Raw genomic sequence first — 13,978 nt, 5'->3', positions numbered from 1 at the left:
TTTTCTGTTGGACAGACACAAGCAAGCATACTCGCTCATAACATTAAGTAATGGGCAATTGCCTAGTTAAAGTAGTGTAATGCGCATACATACACTACGATTTATGCGGAGGTGAGCGAATGTCTGGACTGTTAGCAGCATTAGGCTATTTTGTAAAAGAATTATTATTTTTAGTATCCTATGTAAAAAATAATGCTTTTCCTCAACCGTTATCATCTTCTGATGAGAAGAAATACTTACAATTGTTGGCCGAGGGGAATGAACATGCTCGGAATGTGTTAATTGAACATAATTTACGGTTAGTCGCTCATATAGTTAAAAAATTCGAAAATACTGGTGAGGACACGGAGGATCTTATTTCGATTGGGACTATTGGGTTAATCAAGGCCATCGAAAGCTATTCACAAGGAAAAGGAACAAAATTGGCTACGTATGCTGCGAGATGTATAGAAAATGAAATTCTAATGCATTTGCGAGCTTTAAAGAAAACAAAAAAGGATGTCTCCCTTCATGATCCAATTGGTCAGGATAAAGAAGGCAATGAAATTAGCTTAATTGATGTGTTGAAATCGGAAACTGAAGACGTGATTGAAACGATCCAATTGAATATGGAGCTTGAAAAAATCAAAGAGTATATCGATGTACTTGATGAAAGGGAAAAAGAAGTCATTGTGGGTAGGTTTGGACTTGATTTGAAAAAAGAAAAAACACAGCGTGAAATTGCTAAAGAACTCGGCATCTCAAGAAGCTATGTATCACGCATTGAAAAACGCGCCTTGATGAAGATGTTCCATGAATTTTATCGAGCAGAAAAAGAAAAAAGAAGGACGTAAAAATAGGGTGGATTGCATATTTGCAGTCCACCCTTCCTTTTTATTCTATAATTCTACACTGACTTCAGTTCCAATAATAATAGCAATAACAGACGTAATGACAATCCCCATAACAATCATAAACATGTTCATCATCCTCCATAAAAGAGATGTATTTCTTACTTTTACTTTATCACTTACTGACTGTGTAAACGTTATCCACTTTTGAACATTTTGTTAAGGAAATTTGACAAAAATAAGACGGCAATACAATGCCAAAAGGAGCGCCAAACAGGCGCTCCCATTGCTTTACTATTTATTTTTCTTTGTAAATAAAATTGTAAAAATTAGCACATGAACCGTTATCATCAACAACTCCTCCTGTCATATAGTACGTTAGGTGGAATCCTTCTCCACAGATAACCAAGCTACAATCGGACATAATTTCATTAACATCTTCATTCCCCTTTCTTCTTTTTATTTTTGTAGATTAGAATAAGCGAATCATTGAATATTGGCGATCCTTCATTTCTTCCATGAGCTTATTGACTCTTTCCTCACGTTCATACTCTTCGATTGATTTTTGACGTTTCGAAATCGAGATTGTTAAAAAGAATAGATTGATGGTCATTATATATCACCTCCTTTATCGGATTGCTTTAATCTGTGTAGGAAAAAAAGACACAAAAACGCCACAGGCATACTAGTCCTGTGGCGTTAAATGGCATAATAAAGCCACAGGCAGACTATTCCACCTGTGGCATGATTAACTATCATTCTGATTTAGAAATTAATCACCGGTATGGTCGAATAGATTATTCCATATGAAGTTTTTGAATTTGTCATATCAATTGTTACTTTCATCATTTTACTCGACCTCCCTTTGTCATTAATTTTTTCCTACTGTGGTAATTATAACCAAAAATACTGACCATGTAAACCCTTTTTTTGCAAAAAAATTCCTTCACCTCAAAATTAGGTGAAGGACTATTATTCTTCGAATTGTTTTTTATATTTAATGGCTAAAAAGAAAAATGTAAAAGACAAAGACAATAAAACAAGGATTGCCCCCATCATTGTATAAATTTGAAATGGAGATCGTTCCTCAGGAATAATGATACCGATATACATAAATACACTTAACACAAGCAGGATGTAGCCGAAGTTTGTAAAATCTTTTATTTTACTACTTAGTTTTTTCAATTGTTTATTTCGTTCCATCATATCCCACCTACCAAGTTAGTAAACTTTCAACTTATGATAACATACCTGGTAAGCGGAGGAAGAATGTAAAATTTAGCAGTTTCATTGTTTTAACAAATAAGCCTCCAACCCAAATGTTTGGGCTAGAGGCAACTAGTTATACTAAGCCTTGTTCAAGGTCTTCAATTAGGTCTTCAACATCTTCTAATCCTACTGATATACGAACAAGTCCATCGCCTATACCTAGTTCTTCGCGACGATCTTTTGGAATGGAAGCATGTGTCATTTTTGCAGGTACTGAAATTAAGCTTTCAACTGCGCCAAGACTTTCTGCCAAAGTGAAATATTTAACCTTTCCTAGCAGCTTATCTGCATTCTCAGCACTACCTACATCAAAGGAAACCATCCCCCCAAAACCTGAAGCTTGAGCCTTAGCAATGGCATGGTTTGGATGTGTTTCAATCCCAGGATAGAATACCTTGTTAACTGCTGGATGGTTTTGTAAGAACTCTACAATTTTTTTTGTATTTTCTTCGTGTTCTTCCATCCGAACTCCAAGTGTGCGAATACCACGAATCAACAGCCAAGAATCCTGAGGACCGAGTACACCACCAGTTGAGTTTTGAACAAAATGTAAATCCTCACCTAATTTTGTCGAATTCACAACAACAAGACCTGCCACTACATCACTGTGTCCACCGATGTACTTGGTCGCACTGTGTAGAACGATATCAGCGCCAAGTGCGATCGGAGTTTGCCAATACGGAGTGCTGAAGGTATTATCAACGATTGTTAAAAGGTTGTGCTGTTTCGCAATTTCTGCCGCGCCTTTAATATCTGTTATTTTTAATAAAGGATTTGTTGGTGTTTCGATATAAATTGCTTTTGTATTTTCACGAATTGCACCTTCAAGATTTTCAAGATTGCTTGTATCAACAAAGGTTGATTCAATACCAAAACGGTTAAGCACCTTAGTCATTACACGAAAAGTCCCACCATACACGTCATCAGAAAAAACCACGTGGTCCCCGTTATTAAACAGCATCATGACAGCAGTGATTGCGGCCATACCCGAACCAAATGCAAATCCTCTTTCTCCACCTTCAATATCCTTGATTAATTCTTCAAGGGCATGTCTAGTCGGATTTCCAGTTCGTGAGTATTCAAAGCCCTTGTGACCGCCGATCCCCTCTTGTTTGTACGTGCTAACTTGATAGATTGGTGTATTAACTGCTCCAGTCTGTGGATCCTCACCAACTCCTCCATGAATAAGTAACGTTTTTCGTTTCATCCTATATCCCACCTTCATATATTTTTTTGCTTAAATAACGTTCACTGCTATCAGGAAAGATCACAAGAATATGTGACCCCGGCTTTGCATCTTCCGCTTCTAAAAGTGCCGCATGAAGGGCTGCTCCTGATGAACTACCAACAAGCAATCCTTCCAATTGTGCTACTTCCTTAACCCGATTAAATGCATCCTCATCCGAAATAGTGTGAATGGCATCGAAATAAGATGTATCCATATAACCCGGAAGAAATTCCATGCCGATTCCTTCTGTTTTATGTGGTCCAGATTCACCACCATTTAAAATTGACCCAATCGGCTCAACAATGACGGTTTTTATAGAATGATTCATTTCTTTTAAATACCTGGAAGTCCCCATAAAAGTCCCACCAGTACCAGCACCTGCTACAAAAATATCAAGCTTACCCTCAAGCTGCTCCCAAATTTCGGGGCCAAGCGTTTTATAATAGGTTTCAGGGTTAGCTGGATTTGCGAATTGCTGTGGACAATAGGAATTAGGGATTTCATTTAAAAGCTCTTTTGCCTTTTCAATTGCTCCTGTCATCCCATCCTTTGTAGGCGTATTTATGACCGTTGCACCTAAGGCCTTCATCAAGTCTTGTTTTTCAGTGGAAAACTTCTCTGGTACACAAAGAATCACATTAATATTGTGGTTGATTGCTGCAAGTGCCAGTCCAATTCCCGTATTTCCAGCGGTAGGTTCAATGATCGTTCCTCCTTCAGATAACTGACCTGTCGCAATTGCATGCTGAAGAAGTTCGACTCCTAAGCGATCCTTTACACTTCCACCTGGATTAAAAAATTCAAGCTTTGCAAAAAGACGAACCCCATTACGTAATGGAAATCTCGTTATTTCAACGATCGGTGTGTTCCCGATAAGCTCATGTACATTTCGATACACTTGCATGACAAATCCCCCTAATCAAATTCGCCTTGGCGAATTTGGCCCAGATTTTTTAGGCCCACACGAGGTGGGTCATAAAGACGTTGCCACANNTTTTAGTCTTTAATCTTATTGCTCGAAAGTATCCATTAAAAAATCTGTGGCATCCGCCGGAGGCTTAACTTTATTTAGCCAAGGTTAATTGGCGAATAATGTTATAATGATCTATTTATTTCCTCTACCATTCGTTCTACAACTTTTGAAGAATTGACTGCAGCAGTTTGTAGGAATTGTTCAAACGATACATCTGATTCTTTCCCTGCTATATCTGATAAAGCACGAATGACTACATATGGTACATCAAATTGATGGCAAGCCTGTGCCACTGCAGCTGCTTCCATCTCCACAGCATATAAATCACCAAATTTTTGACTGACAAATGAAACTCGCTCTGGGTCATTCATAAAGGAATCACCTGTTGCAATCAATCCTGTCACAACTTGAACATCTGTGATTCCTTCTGCACTTTTTTCAGCTAATTCAATGAGTTTTTCATCTGCTTTAAACGCTGCAGGTAACCCAGGAACTTGCCCATATTCATAATTAAAGGCAGTTACATCCACATCATGATGTCTAACCTCAGATGAAATGACAATGTCGCCTACATTAAGGGTATTTAAGTAACCCCCTGCTGACCCTGTATTCACCACGTAATCGGGTTTAAATTGCAGTAATAAAATCGTTGTTGAAATAGCCGCATTTACTTTACCGATCCCTGATTTAAGTAAGATCACATCATAGCCACCGAGTGTACCGGTATAGAATACACTTCCTGCTACTGTTGTTTCCTGTCTATTCTCGATTTTTTCCCGTAAAATCGCTACTTCCTCATCCATTGCTCCGATAATTGCTACTTTCATAAGTACGTATCACCTTTCATTTTTTACTGTTTCGTCGCCTCCATCACCCATACAAAATGATTGAAACGTGTGAACTCTACAGTAAACCCATTTTCCTTTGCAATTTCCTGCAAGACAGGAATGGTTGTGTAGTATTCTGTTTCTAAATCTTTTGCTAGATTAATGAAGCCTTTTTGTGTTGCGGACTGAATCGTCATTGTATATTCTTCTTTATTTTCAAACATTGTATCCGCAAACACTATTTTACCACCTTTAGTGAGAATGTTGCTATATTGGGAAAATGCTTGATTTTTCTCGATATCATTTAAGTGGTGGAAGGCATACGTACTAACGATTGTATCGATTTTGTCAGCAGGTTTATTAAAATCGATAAAGTCACCATCTTCTATTGTTAGAGTATAGTTTTGAAGCTTTTCTAATGCAATTTCTCGCATTGGTTCTGATGGTTCGACTCCGTACACATTCTTATTTTCGTCAAGTAACTTTTGAGTGAGGTTACCGGTACCCACTCCAAATTCCAAAACCGATAGTCCTGATTTATGCACGACATCATTTAGAATGTCTTCATATCGCAAAAACACTTCCTTATATTCCACATCATGCCCAGTGACTGTCTGGTCATAAGAATCTGCCCAACCTTCAAAAACCTCTAAAAACTCTCGCCCCATTTTACTCACCCTCCACTATTATATATTATTCCTATCAGTATACTATGAATTTAAAAATGAACTGTTCTAAATTTAACATATTCATTTAATTTTTTCAATCATCACCTTCAATAATAGATACAAAAAAGCGCAGGATCTCCTGCGCCTCATTTAATCATTATCTTCATTTTCATCTGGTTGTGAATTGTTATAATTTTTATATGTTTGACTATCATTTTCTTTTAATTCTTCAACTTTTGTTGGTCTCCAGCCTTCACCTGGAACCCAATCTAAATAAACTTTGTGTACTTGTTTTGTTGTTTTTGATGAAACTGTTGCAGTAATGGAATTTTCGCCATTTCTTGCCAGCCACCAAACAATCATATCTGATCGATCAAAACCAGTCGCATAGCTCGCGGCCATTTCCATTTCATTTCGATCAACGGAGTTTTCCGTATAATTAACACTATGCGGTTCTGCCTGAGCAGTACCAATTGGCTTCCATGCAGGATTCTCAACTGTTTTTATAATATTTGATCCCGGGTCACCTTCTGTAACAACAGCAGATTCATCGGATTCTGAAGTTTTTTGATCTTCCTGATTTTCTTCATCAGCTTTTTGTTCTGTATTTTCATTTTCTTGTTTATCTGAGGTTTCTTCTTTTTTCTTTTCTTTGTCCTTTGAATCATCTGCAGCAGCTTTTCCCTCATTGCCTGCCGGTTGGTTTGTTTGCTTTGAAGACACAGATTCATCTACATTTTTGTCTCCAAAAATGAGCTTTCCACCAAAAAAGACAATCAAAACAACTACTAAGACAATTAAAACATTTAAAATTCGATTTACCTTTTTTCGTTTCGCTCTTCTTTCCGATCGAGGTCCATCATATAGTTTGTCTAAATCATACCCCATTTTTTAGTACCTCCTAAAAACGACTATTACTCAATCAACTATCTTCTTATTCTAGCATGTGTGAGCGAAAGGTTGAAGCTATTTCTTCATTAGTCGTCGGTTTTGGTACCTTTTTCCTGTTCGATTTGATATATACCTTGAACAATATCATAAAAGACTGTATTCGCTACAGACTCAGAGCCTGGTTGCTCTAAGTCAACTACTACAAGAGCGTATTTCGGATTTTCAAATGGAAAATATCCCGCAAACCATTTGTTAACAAGCCCAACCTCACCTTGTTTTTTTCCAGTTTCAGCTGTTCCGGATTTACCGGCCACTTTATATGGGAGATCGGCAAAACGCTGTCCTGTGCCAGTTGTAACAACTCCTCGAAGCAATTCCTGGAGCCGGCTTGCTGTATATGGCGCAATCTTGGCTCCTTCCATATCCTGTTTTGAAAAAGAAAATAAGGTTGTACCATTTTTATATAATACATCACTTACCGTTCGAACTTCTTTTTTTGAACCTCCACGTGCAATGGTAGACATCATATTGGCTATACCTAATGGGGTAACCCTAACATCCTTTTGCCCAATCGCAGTTTGCGCAATCGCTTTTGCTACATGTTTATCCTTTTCATCCGTCCAGATTCGTCCATTATATTCATTTGGGAGCTGCTTGAAATCTTGAAAACGAAATACATCACCATTCCAGCCAACAGGTCCAAGCAAACCAAGCATTTCGGAATACTGTTCAATTACATTTTGGTCCTTTTGTATCAATTCCTGCGCAATGGCAGCAAACGTGTAATTACAGCTTTTCGCAAAGCTATTCTGGAAACTAAGCATACCATGTGGATATTCAGCTGGTCCTTCTCCATACAAATCTTGATCACAATTGAACATTCTGTCATTGGATACTTGCTGATGTTCAATCGCTGCTGCAGCAATTACAGTCTTAAAAACGGAACCAGGAAACTGTGGCATGATCATTTGATTTTGGGCTGTGCCATCTTCAAATGGATTTGATGAATTAATATCAGGTTTACTAACCATTGCGAGTAAATCGTTCGATTCTACATCAAGAAGAACAATTCCGCCTTTTTTCAAATTATTTTTTTCAATAACCCTTTCTGCCAAAAGCTGAAGTTCTTTATCCAAGGTCGTTTGAATGGCAACAGGGTAATAAGGATTTGCTGGCGCCGTGTACTTTACATCAATGCCGAATAAAGGTCCTCCATCTCCTGCTACATGATATAGAAGCTTCGCCTCTCCTTCCGGCAGTAGGAATTCATCAAACGTAGATTGCAAACCAGTAATTCCGAGTTTCGTATTCCGCGGTAAATATGTTTTCTCAGGATAGCGTTCCTCGAATAAATCCTTATTTTCACGGATTAGGCCAATTAAATGTTCAGCAATGTCACTATCAAGCTCATATTGACGATGAACAGCAAATACCCCCGGAATTTTTAGATTGTTAATTTTGTTCATCTGCGATTCTGTTAATTCTATGGGTCTATCTCCACCAACGATTACAGGTTTTTTTGCTTCCTGAATTTCATCCTTTAAGGTTGTTGCGGAAATATTTACGATCTCAGCTACGTCCTCGGCTGGCCAGTCAATGTTTTTTAAAAAAGGAAACAAAACAAGTGTTGGATAGTATTCATGTGTTAATGCCTTTTTATTGCGGTCGATAAATCGTCCACGTCCTTGGTCAATGACCAATTCTTGCGTTCGTTGAGAAACACTTGCTTCAATTAAATTTATATCTCGATTAGTAAATGTCTCAGTACTTACAAGTTGCAATTGCATAAGTCTGCCGATTAACCCCGTTAATGTTAAAAGAATCACGACTAAGATAATAATTGCACGTTTTTTGATTACCATAGAAAAAACACCTCGTCAACAGTTTGGACGAGGTGTCATACTATTTATACCTAAAGAGGTCTATCAAAATCCTGAGTAAAATTGACAATACTAGTCAATTTTTGTAATTTCAACATGCATATCTCCACCTGGAGTTTGTACGGTTACTTTGTCCCCAACATGTTTTCCAATCAGGCTTTTTGCAATTGGAGAGTCATTTGAAATTTTCCCTTCAAATGGATCCGCTTCAGCACTTCCAACAATGGTATACGTTTCTTCCTCACCATTCGGAAGTTCAATGAAGGTTACTGATTTACCCAAGGAAACCTTACCGGCGCTGTCAGCATCCTCTTCAATAATTTTAGCATTTCGAATCATATTTTCAATTGTTGTAATACGTCCTTCAACAAATGCTTGTTCATCCTTTGCTGAATCATACTCAGAGTTCTCCGAAAGATCTCCAAAGCTTCTTGCAATTTTAATACGTTCTACAACTTCTTTACGCTTAACCGTTTTTAATTGTTCTAATTCCTGCTCTAATTTTTGCTTTCCCTCTGCTGTCATTGGAAATACTTTCTCTACCATAATCCCTTCACTCCTTGTAGTCGTTACAATCCCCCTGTGATTGTTTGAAAATCTTTATAAGTATGTAGTACGAAATCTTTTTTGTATAGTGGGAAAGGAATGATAGGGAATTTCTACCATTCCTTTCCTTTATAGTTTGTACTATCATAACACCTTTTTCTCTGTTATGTTATTACAAAATGACGTTTTGTTCAAGAATTGTTTGAATTTTTGTTACCATTAAGTCAATTGCAACGTGATTTTGTCCACCTTCAGGGATGATGATGTCCGCATATCGCTTCGTTGGTTCACAGAATTGATTATGCATTGGACGAACCACCGTTTCATATTGCTCGATAACAGAATCCAACGTACGGCCACGGTCCTTAATGTCACGCAACATTCTTCGGATGATTCTGATATCCGCATCTGTGTCAACAAATAGCTTAATATCCATTAAATCACGAAGTCGTTCATCCTCAAGAACGAGAATTCCCTCTAAAATAATAACATCTTTTGGTTCAACATGAATCACTTCAGAGGACCTTGTATGAAATTTATAGTCATAAACCGGCTTACTTATACCTTTATAGTCAAGAAGATTTTTAATATGCTCAATGAGTAAATCATTATCAAAAGCTAGAGGATGATCATAATTTGTATTTAATCTTTCTTCAAAAGGCATATGGCTTTGATTTTTATAATAGGAGTCTTGGGCAATCATTAAAATTGAGTGGCCTCTAAAATGCTCATAAATGGCTTTAGTTACGCTTGTTTTACCAGATCCTGAGCCCCCAGCAATACCAATGACGATTGGCTTTCTGCTCATCTTACTTCCCCTTTCGCATCATGTTGTTCGGATAAACAGGCTTGTCTACTTTAAACGAAACAATTTGCAATGGATGTTTTGCAGCATCTATCTCTATTCCGTCCTTATCCCAAATTGCCTCAACTGTTTGTGTAAAGTTGTCAATTTCAGGGCCGAAAAATTCAACCTGGTCTCCCTTTTTAAAATAATTTCGCTGCTGTAATGTTACAATTCCTGATTCCTTCTCATAGTCTAACACTAGACCAGCAAAATCATAAGTTGTTTTTTTGCTATGTGTACCATACATTTGCTCATTTACACCAGGTACCCCTTCAAAGAAGGCAGGTGCGGTATCACGATTCGCACATTTATCAAGCTCTTTAAGCCACTCTTCATCGATTACAAAATTATCTGGATCAGCACTATATGCATCAATAACTTTTCGATAAACACTTACTACCGTTGCTATATAATGTATCGACTTCATTCTTCCTTCAATTTTTAAACTGTCAATTCCCAATTCAATCATGCGTGGAATCGATTCGATCAGTTTTAAGTCTTTTGGACTCATCGCAAATGGAGCGTCCTTTTCACCAAATAGAGCTACTTCATTATCATCTTCATCCCGTTTGAATAGATCGTAATCCCATCTACATGATTGGCAACAGCCACCACGGTTGGAATCGCGAGCTGTCATATGATTACTTAATGTACAACGACCAGAATAAGCAATACACATCGCACCATGGACGAATGTTTCGATTTCAATGTCGACTTTTTCTTTCATTTCTTTAATCTCTTCAGCACTCGTTTCACGCGCTAGTACGACACGTTCTAGCCCTTCTTCCTTCCAGAATTGAACAGCCTTCCAGTTGGATAGGGATTGCTGTGTGCTTAAGTGTACTTCTATTTTTGGAGCAACACGTTTACACGTTTCAATAATAAGCGGATCTGCTACAATGATACCTGATACTCCAGCTTTTTCGAGCCCTATTAAGTATTCATCTAGCCCATCAATGTTTTCATTATGGGCAAATATATTTGTAGTGACATAGATTTTTGCACCATATTTGTTTGCAAAGTCCACACCTTCGGCGATTTCTTCTAGTGTAAAATTATCAGCGTTTGAACGCAGGCCATATTCTTGACCACCTATAAAAACAGCATCTGCACCATAGTGAACAGCAATTTTTAATTTTTCAAGATTACCTGCAGGTGCAAGTAGCTCTGGCTTTTTGACAATTACACGCTTGCCGTCTACAATTTTTGAAATCGGTTCTCTTATAACCGCTGTTGACATGCCTATTCCTCCTCTTTGATCAAATGCGCCTTGGCGTATTTGCGCCCAGATTTTTTCGAGCCTGCTCGAAAAGTTTCCTTTGAAAATCTGTGGCATCCGCCGGAGGCTTTAACTTTATTCAGTCGGGGTTTTACCCTACTGAATAAAGTTAATCAGTAAACCGTTTCTTTAAAGTAGAAACCTGTGTCTAGTGGACGATTGATTGGTTGAAGTTCTTCAAGCTGCTCTAATAAGTCATCCTTGGCGTCTTCATACTTGTCGCGATTTTCCACACATAAGTCGATTGCTTTTCGATAGATTTTCGTTACCTCAAGAAGGTAATCGGTAGATTTTAAAATCCCTTCGATCTTAAAGCTGTCAACTCCAGCACCAATCATTTCTTCCAATTCATCAATAATACAAACATCATTTGGACTCATGATATGTGTGCCATTTTCATCTTCAAAAATCGGGTATTTGTTGTCGCGCTCTTTATCAAATAAAAACATATCTTTTTCTTTTTTACGGGTTGCGATTTCCATTACTTCACCTTGATACTCGAAATAGTTTCCAACTAGTGAACGCTTTGATTGGAACATGCACATCATGCCATGAACTTGAACCTCAATTTCAACCTCTGCATTTTCCTTGATTTCGACAATCGCATCCATATTTAATTCACGGGCAAGAACTGCACGCTTTGCACCTTTTCTTCCCCAGTAATTACATGTATACCAGTTCGTCGCAGTTGTTTCAGTATTCCAGTGAAGCTTCATTTCTGGTGCAACCTCACGGACAGTCATCAATACGGCAGGATCTCCAAACACAATTGCATCTACCTTACTTTCCTGTAAAAATGCAACATAGTCTGCTAACCCACCGACTTTTTCATTATGGAATAGGGCATTCATTGCTACATATATTTTTACATCATGAGCATGGGCAATTTTTACCGCTTGAACAATTTTTTCACGATTAAATTCCCCAGCAAGTCGTAACCCGTATCGCTGTTCACCTATAATAAATGCTGTTGCTCCAGCATTGATCAATGGTTCAATATCTTCTACACATGTAGGCGTGACCAGAAGCTCTGGTTTCTTCATTCCTTAACACCTCTTCTTTTACTTAATGCAACCCCATCCCCTACTGGTAAGATGGTCGTTTGGTACTCTGGGTGTGAGAGGAGCCATTCATTAAATGACTTAATTTTTGTTACGAGATTTCGGATTCTTTTATTCTCGATTTCTTCCTCAGCCACAAGCCCTTTAAATAGTACATTATCAGTTACAATTAAGCCATCCTTTGAAAGGCATTTTTCATAGATGTCAAAAAAATGTCGATATTGGCCTTTTGCTGCATCAATAAAAATACAGTCAAATTCACCGTGTTTTTTCACTTCATCCGCAACCTCAAGGGCATCCCCAAAAATCACTTCAATTTGAGAGCCTGTCCCTGTACGTTCAATGTTTTCCAGGGATTTTTCATATCGTTCTTCGTCCCTCTCAAGTGTTACAATTTTTGTTCCCGGAAGTGCCTTCGCCATGCGAATAGCAGAATAGCCAATCGCTGTTCCAATTTCAAGAATTTGATTTGGCTGAGATATTCGTAGTATTTGAAGCATCGTTTCAATGCCGACTAGTTCCATAATTGGTACATTGTTTTCTTTAGCATAATGTTCAATATCTTCGATGATTTCGTCTCTTTTTGGAAGTAGACCTTCTAAATACTGGGTTATTTTACTTGATAACAAGAAAAAAACCTCCATTTCAATATGGTGGTATTGGTTAAAAACATAGTCATTTTATTTTATTATGATAATTTTTCACGCTTTATTTTACCACAAAGGAAAAGGGAACGCCATATTGGGTTCCCTGGAAACATGTCGAGTTATTGATTCGTTATATATTGTGCTTTTTTAGCATTATGTTCTTCTAAAGTCGTAGAGTAAAACACTTCTCCTGATGGTGCTGCTAGGAAGTAGAAATAATCTGTTTGAGCAGGATTTAGTGCCGCTGCTAACGATGTTTCCCCAGCATTTGCAATCGGTCCTGGTGTTAACCCTTTTATTCTATATGTGTTATACGGTGAATTCACTTCAAGATGCTCGTATAGAACTCGCCTCTTATGTTCTCCTAATGCATAAAGAACTGTCGGATCTGTTTGGAGTGGCATATCAGCATCTAAACGATTATAAAACACGCTAGAAATGGTCTCACGGTCTGTTTGTGCTGTTGCTTCTTCCTCTATTAACGAAGCCATAGTTAATAGTTTATGAGTTGAATCGATATACTTATTCCCTTCCATAAGTCCAGCATATTTTACGAGGACTTTCTCCGTTTGCTCTAGCATTGTTTCAACCATAGATTCAATGGTAGGCTTTTTCTCGTAAAACGGATAGGTAGCAGGGAAAAGATATCCTTCAAGTGGATGTTTAATATCCTTATTTAATATTTCTTCTGTTAAAATGCCTGGATATCTGCTGATTAACTCCCTAATATACTCAGTGTCATCCATTTTATTTATGACTTCCTCATGGGTGTATCCTGTTTTTTCAGCAATAATCGTAGCAATTTCTTCAAGTTGTTTTCCTTCAGGAATCACGAGTTTAAACTCAGGTTCACCCATTAGAATTCCGGATTTCAAATTTTCAATGATTTCATCAAAATCCATTGATTGATTAAATGTATATTCTCCAGCCTGAAAACCAGATTCATTCTTAAATTTTGTGTAGTAACGGAATACCTTTGCATTCTTAACAACGTTATTTTCCTCTAGAATTCGAGCAATTGCTGTTGTTGAA

Annotated in this window: 15 protein-coding genes; 1 reads left to right on the top strand and 14 read right to left on the bottom strand. The window is 37.7% G+C overall.

Features of this window, described 5'->3' with window-relative positions; all coding sequences use genetic code 11:
• The first annotated feature begins 119 nt into the window (after nucleotides 1–119).
• Entirely contained in the window at nucleotides 120–833 is a 714-nt protein-coding gene (gene sigK, locus V7147_RS01235) for an RNA polymerase sporulation sigma factor SigK (protein ID WP_335366040.1), read from the top strand.
• 469 nt (nucleotides 834–1,302) lie between these two features.
• Here the strand turns inward: sigK and V7147_RS01230 are convergent, their stop codons facing one another.
• From V7147_RS01230 to mltG, 14 genes are all read right to left on the bottom strand, one after another.
• Entirely contained in the window at nucleotides 1,303–1,443 is a 141-nt protein-coding gene (locus V7147_RS01230; protein ID WP_335366039.1) for a YrzI family small protein, read from the bottom strand.
• Nucleotides 1,444–1,802: 359 nt separating this feature from the next.
• The gene (locus V7147_RS01225) at nucleotides 1,803–2,033 is read right to left on the bottom strand and encodes a YrhC family protein (RefSeq protein ID WP_335366038.1); all 231 of its coding nucleotides are present in this window, start codon (nucleotides 2,031–2,033) and stop codon (nucleotides 1,803–1,805) included.
• A 139-nt stretch (nucleotides 2,034–2,172) separates the two neighbouring features.
• Nucleotides 2,173–3,306: a bifunctional cystathionine gamma-lyase/homocysteine desulfhydrase gene (locus V7147_RS01220; protein ID WP_335366037.1), complete on the bottom strand. Its 1,134-nt coding sequence runs from the start codon at nucleotides 3,304–3,306 to the stop codon at nucleotides 2,173–2,175.
• A 1-nt stretch (nucleotide 3,307) separates the two neighbouring features.
• Nucleotides 3,308–4,231 carry a PLP-dependent cysteine synthase family protein gene (locus tag V7147_RS01215; protein ID WP_335366036.1) on the bottom strand — a complete coding sequence of 308 codons (924 nt, stop codon included), beginning with the start codon at nucleotides 4,229–4,231 and terminating at the stop codon, nucleotides 3,308–3,310.
• Between the two features lie 191 nt (nucleotides 4,232–4,422).
• Nucleotides 4,423–5,127 (bottom strand): 5'-methylthioadenosine/S-adenosylhomocysteine nucleosidase, encoded by a 705-nt coding sequence (mtnN, locus tag V7147_RS01210; RefSeq protein ID WP_335366035.1) that lies wholly within the window; start codon nucleotides 5,125–5,127, stop codon nucleotides 4,423–4,425.
• Between the two features lie 23 nt (nucleotides 5,128–5,150).
• The gene (locus V7147_RS01205; RefSeq protein ID WP_335366034.1) at nucleotides 5,151–5,795 is read right to left on the bottom strand and encodes a class I SAM-dependent DNA methyltransferase; all 645 of its coding nucleotides are present in this window, start codon (nucleotides 5,793–5,795) and stop codon (nucleotides 5,151–5,153) included.
• A gap of 150 nt (nucleotides 5,796–5,945) precedes the next feature.
• Nucleotides 5,946–6,683: a YrrS family protein gene (locus tag V7147_RS01200; RefSeq protein ID WP_335366033.1), complete on the bottom strand. Its 738-nt coding sequence runs from the start codon at nucleotides 6,681–6,683 to the stop codon at nucleotides 5,946–5,948.
• Between the two features lie 89 nt (nucleotides 6,684–6,772).
• Nucleotides 6,773–8,548 carry a peptidoglycan D,D-transpeptidase FtsI family protein gene (locus V7147_RS01195; protein ID WP_335366032.1) on the bottom strand — a complete coding sequence of 592 codons (1,776 nt, stop codon included), beginning with the start codon at nucleotides 8,546–8,548 and terminating at the stop codon, nucleotides 6,773–6,775.
• A 90-nt stretch (nucleotides 8,549–8,638) separates the two neighbouring features.
• Nucleotides 8,639–9,115 carry a transcription elongation factor GreA gene (gene greA / locus V7147_RS01190; RefSeq protein ID WP_335366096.1) on the bottom strand — a complete coding sequence of 159 codons (477 nt, stop codon included), beginning with the start codon at nucleotides 9,113–9,115 and terminating at the stop codon, nucleotides 8,639–8,641.
• Between the two features lie 169 nt (nucleotides 9,116–9,284).
• A complete protein-coding gene (udk, locus tag V7147_RS01185) occupies nucleotides 9,285–9,920 on the bottom strand; it encodes a uridine kinase (RefSeq protein ID WP_335366031.1) in 636 nt (211 codons plus the stop codon).
• Nucleotide 9,921: 1 nt separating this feature from the next.
• Entirely contained in the window at nucleotides 9,922–11,199 is a 1,278-nt protein-coding gene (locus tag V7147_RS01180; RefSeq protein WP_335366030.1) for a peptidase U32 family protein, read from the bottom strand.
• A 152-nt stretch (nucleotides 11,200–11,351) separates the two neighbouring features.
• A complete protein-coding gene (locus tag V7147_RS01175; RefSeq protein ID WP_335366029.1) occupies nucleotides 11,352–12,281 on the bottom strand; it encodes a peptidase U32 family protein in 930 nt (309 codons plus the stop codon).
• The gene (locus tag V7147_RS01170; RefSeq protein WP_335366028.1) at nucleotides 12,278–12,928 is read right to left on the bottom strand and encodes an O-methyltransferase; all 651 of its coding nucleotides are present in this window, start codon (nucleotides 12,926–12,928) and stop codon (nucleotides 12,278–12,280) included. The genes V7147_RS01175 and V7147_RS01170 overlap by 4 nt, the downstream gene beginning before the upstream one ends.
• Nucleotides 12,929–13,065: 137 nt before the next feature.
• The coding region (mltG, locus tag V7147_RS01165; RefSeq protein ID WP_335366027.1) for an endolytic transglycosylase MltG at nucleotides 13,066–13,978 on the bottom strand (913 nt) is incomplete at its 5' end.

Source organism: Bacillus sp. JJ1521 (assembly GCF_036965165.1).
GTDB lineage: Bacteria > Bacillota > Bacilli > Bacillales > Bacillaceae_L > Ferdinandcohnia.
Note: the sequence above shows the minus strand (reverse complement) of the source record. Positions and strands in the feature narration are given on the sequence as shown.

Coding starts and splice junctions, on each gene's coding strand:
- V7147_RS01230 (WP_335366039.1), bottom strand. CDS start 1,443: ATGACCATCAATCTATTCTTTTTAACAATCTCGATTTCGAAACGTCAA.
- V7147_RS01205 (WP_335366034.1), bottom strand. CDS start 5,795: ATGGGGCGAGAGTTTTTAGAGGTTTTTGAAGGTTGGGCAGATTCTTAT.
- V7147_RS01195 (WP_335366032.1), bottom strand. CDS start 8,548: ATGGTAATCAAAAAACGTGCAATTATTATCTTAGTCGTGATTCTTTTA.
- V7147_RS01200 (WP_335366033.1), bottom strand. CDS start 6,683: ATGGGGTATGATTTAGACAAACTATATGATGGACCTCGATCGGAAAGA.
- mtnN (WP_335366035.1), bottom strand. CDS start 5,127: ATGAAAGTAGCAATTATCGGAGCAATGGATGAGGAAGTAGCGATTTTA.
- V7147_RS01180 (WP_335366030.1), bottom strand. CDS start 11,199: ATGTCAACAGCGGTTATAAGAGAACCGATTTCAAAAATTGTAGACGGC.
- V7147_RS01225 (WP_335366038.1), bottom strand. CDS start 2,033: ATGGAACGAAATAAACAATTGAAAAAACTAAGTAGTAAAATAAAAGAT.
- V7147_RS01215 (WP_335366036.1), bottom strand. CDS start 4,231: ATGCAAGTGTATCGAAATGTACATGAGCTTATCGGGAACACACCGATC.
- V7147_RS01220 (WP_335366037.1), bottom strand. CDS start 3,306: ATGAAACGAAAAACGTTACTTATTCATGGAGGAGTTGGTGAGGATCCA.
- sigK (WP_335366040.1), top strand. CDS start 120: ATGTCTGGACTGTTAGCAGCATTAGGCTATTTTGTAAAAGAATTATTA.
- V7147_RS01175 (WP_335366029.1), bottom strand. CDS start 12,281: ATGAAGAAACCAGAGCTTCTGGTCACGCCTACATGTGTAGAAGATATT.
- udk (WP_335366031.1), bottom strand. CDS start 9,920: ATGAGCAGAAAGCCAATCGTCATTGGTATTGCTGGGGGCTCAGGATCT.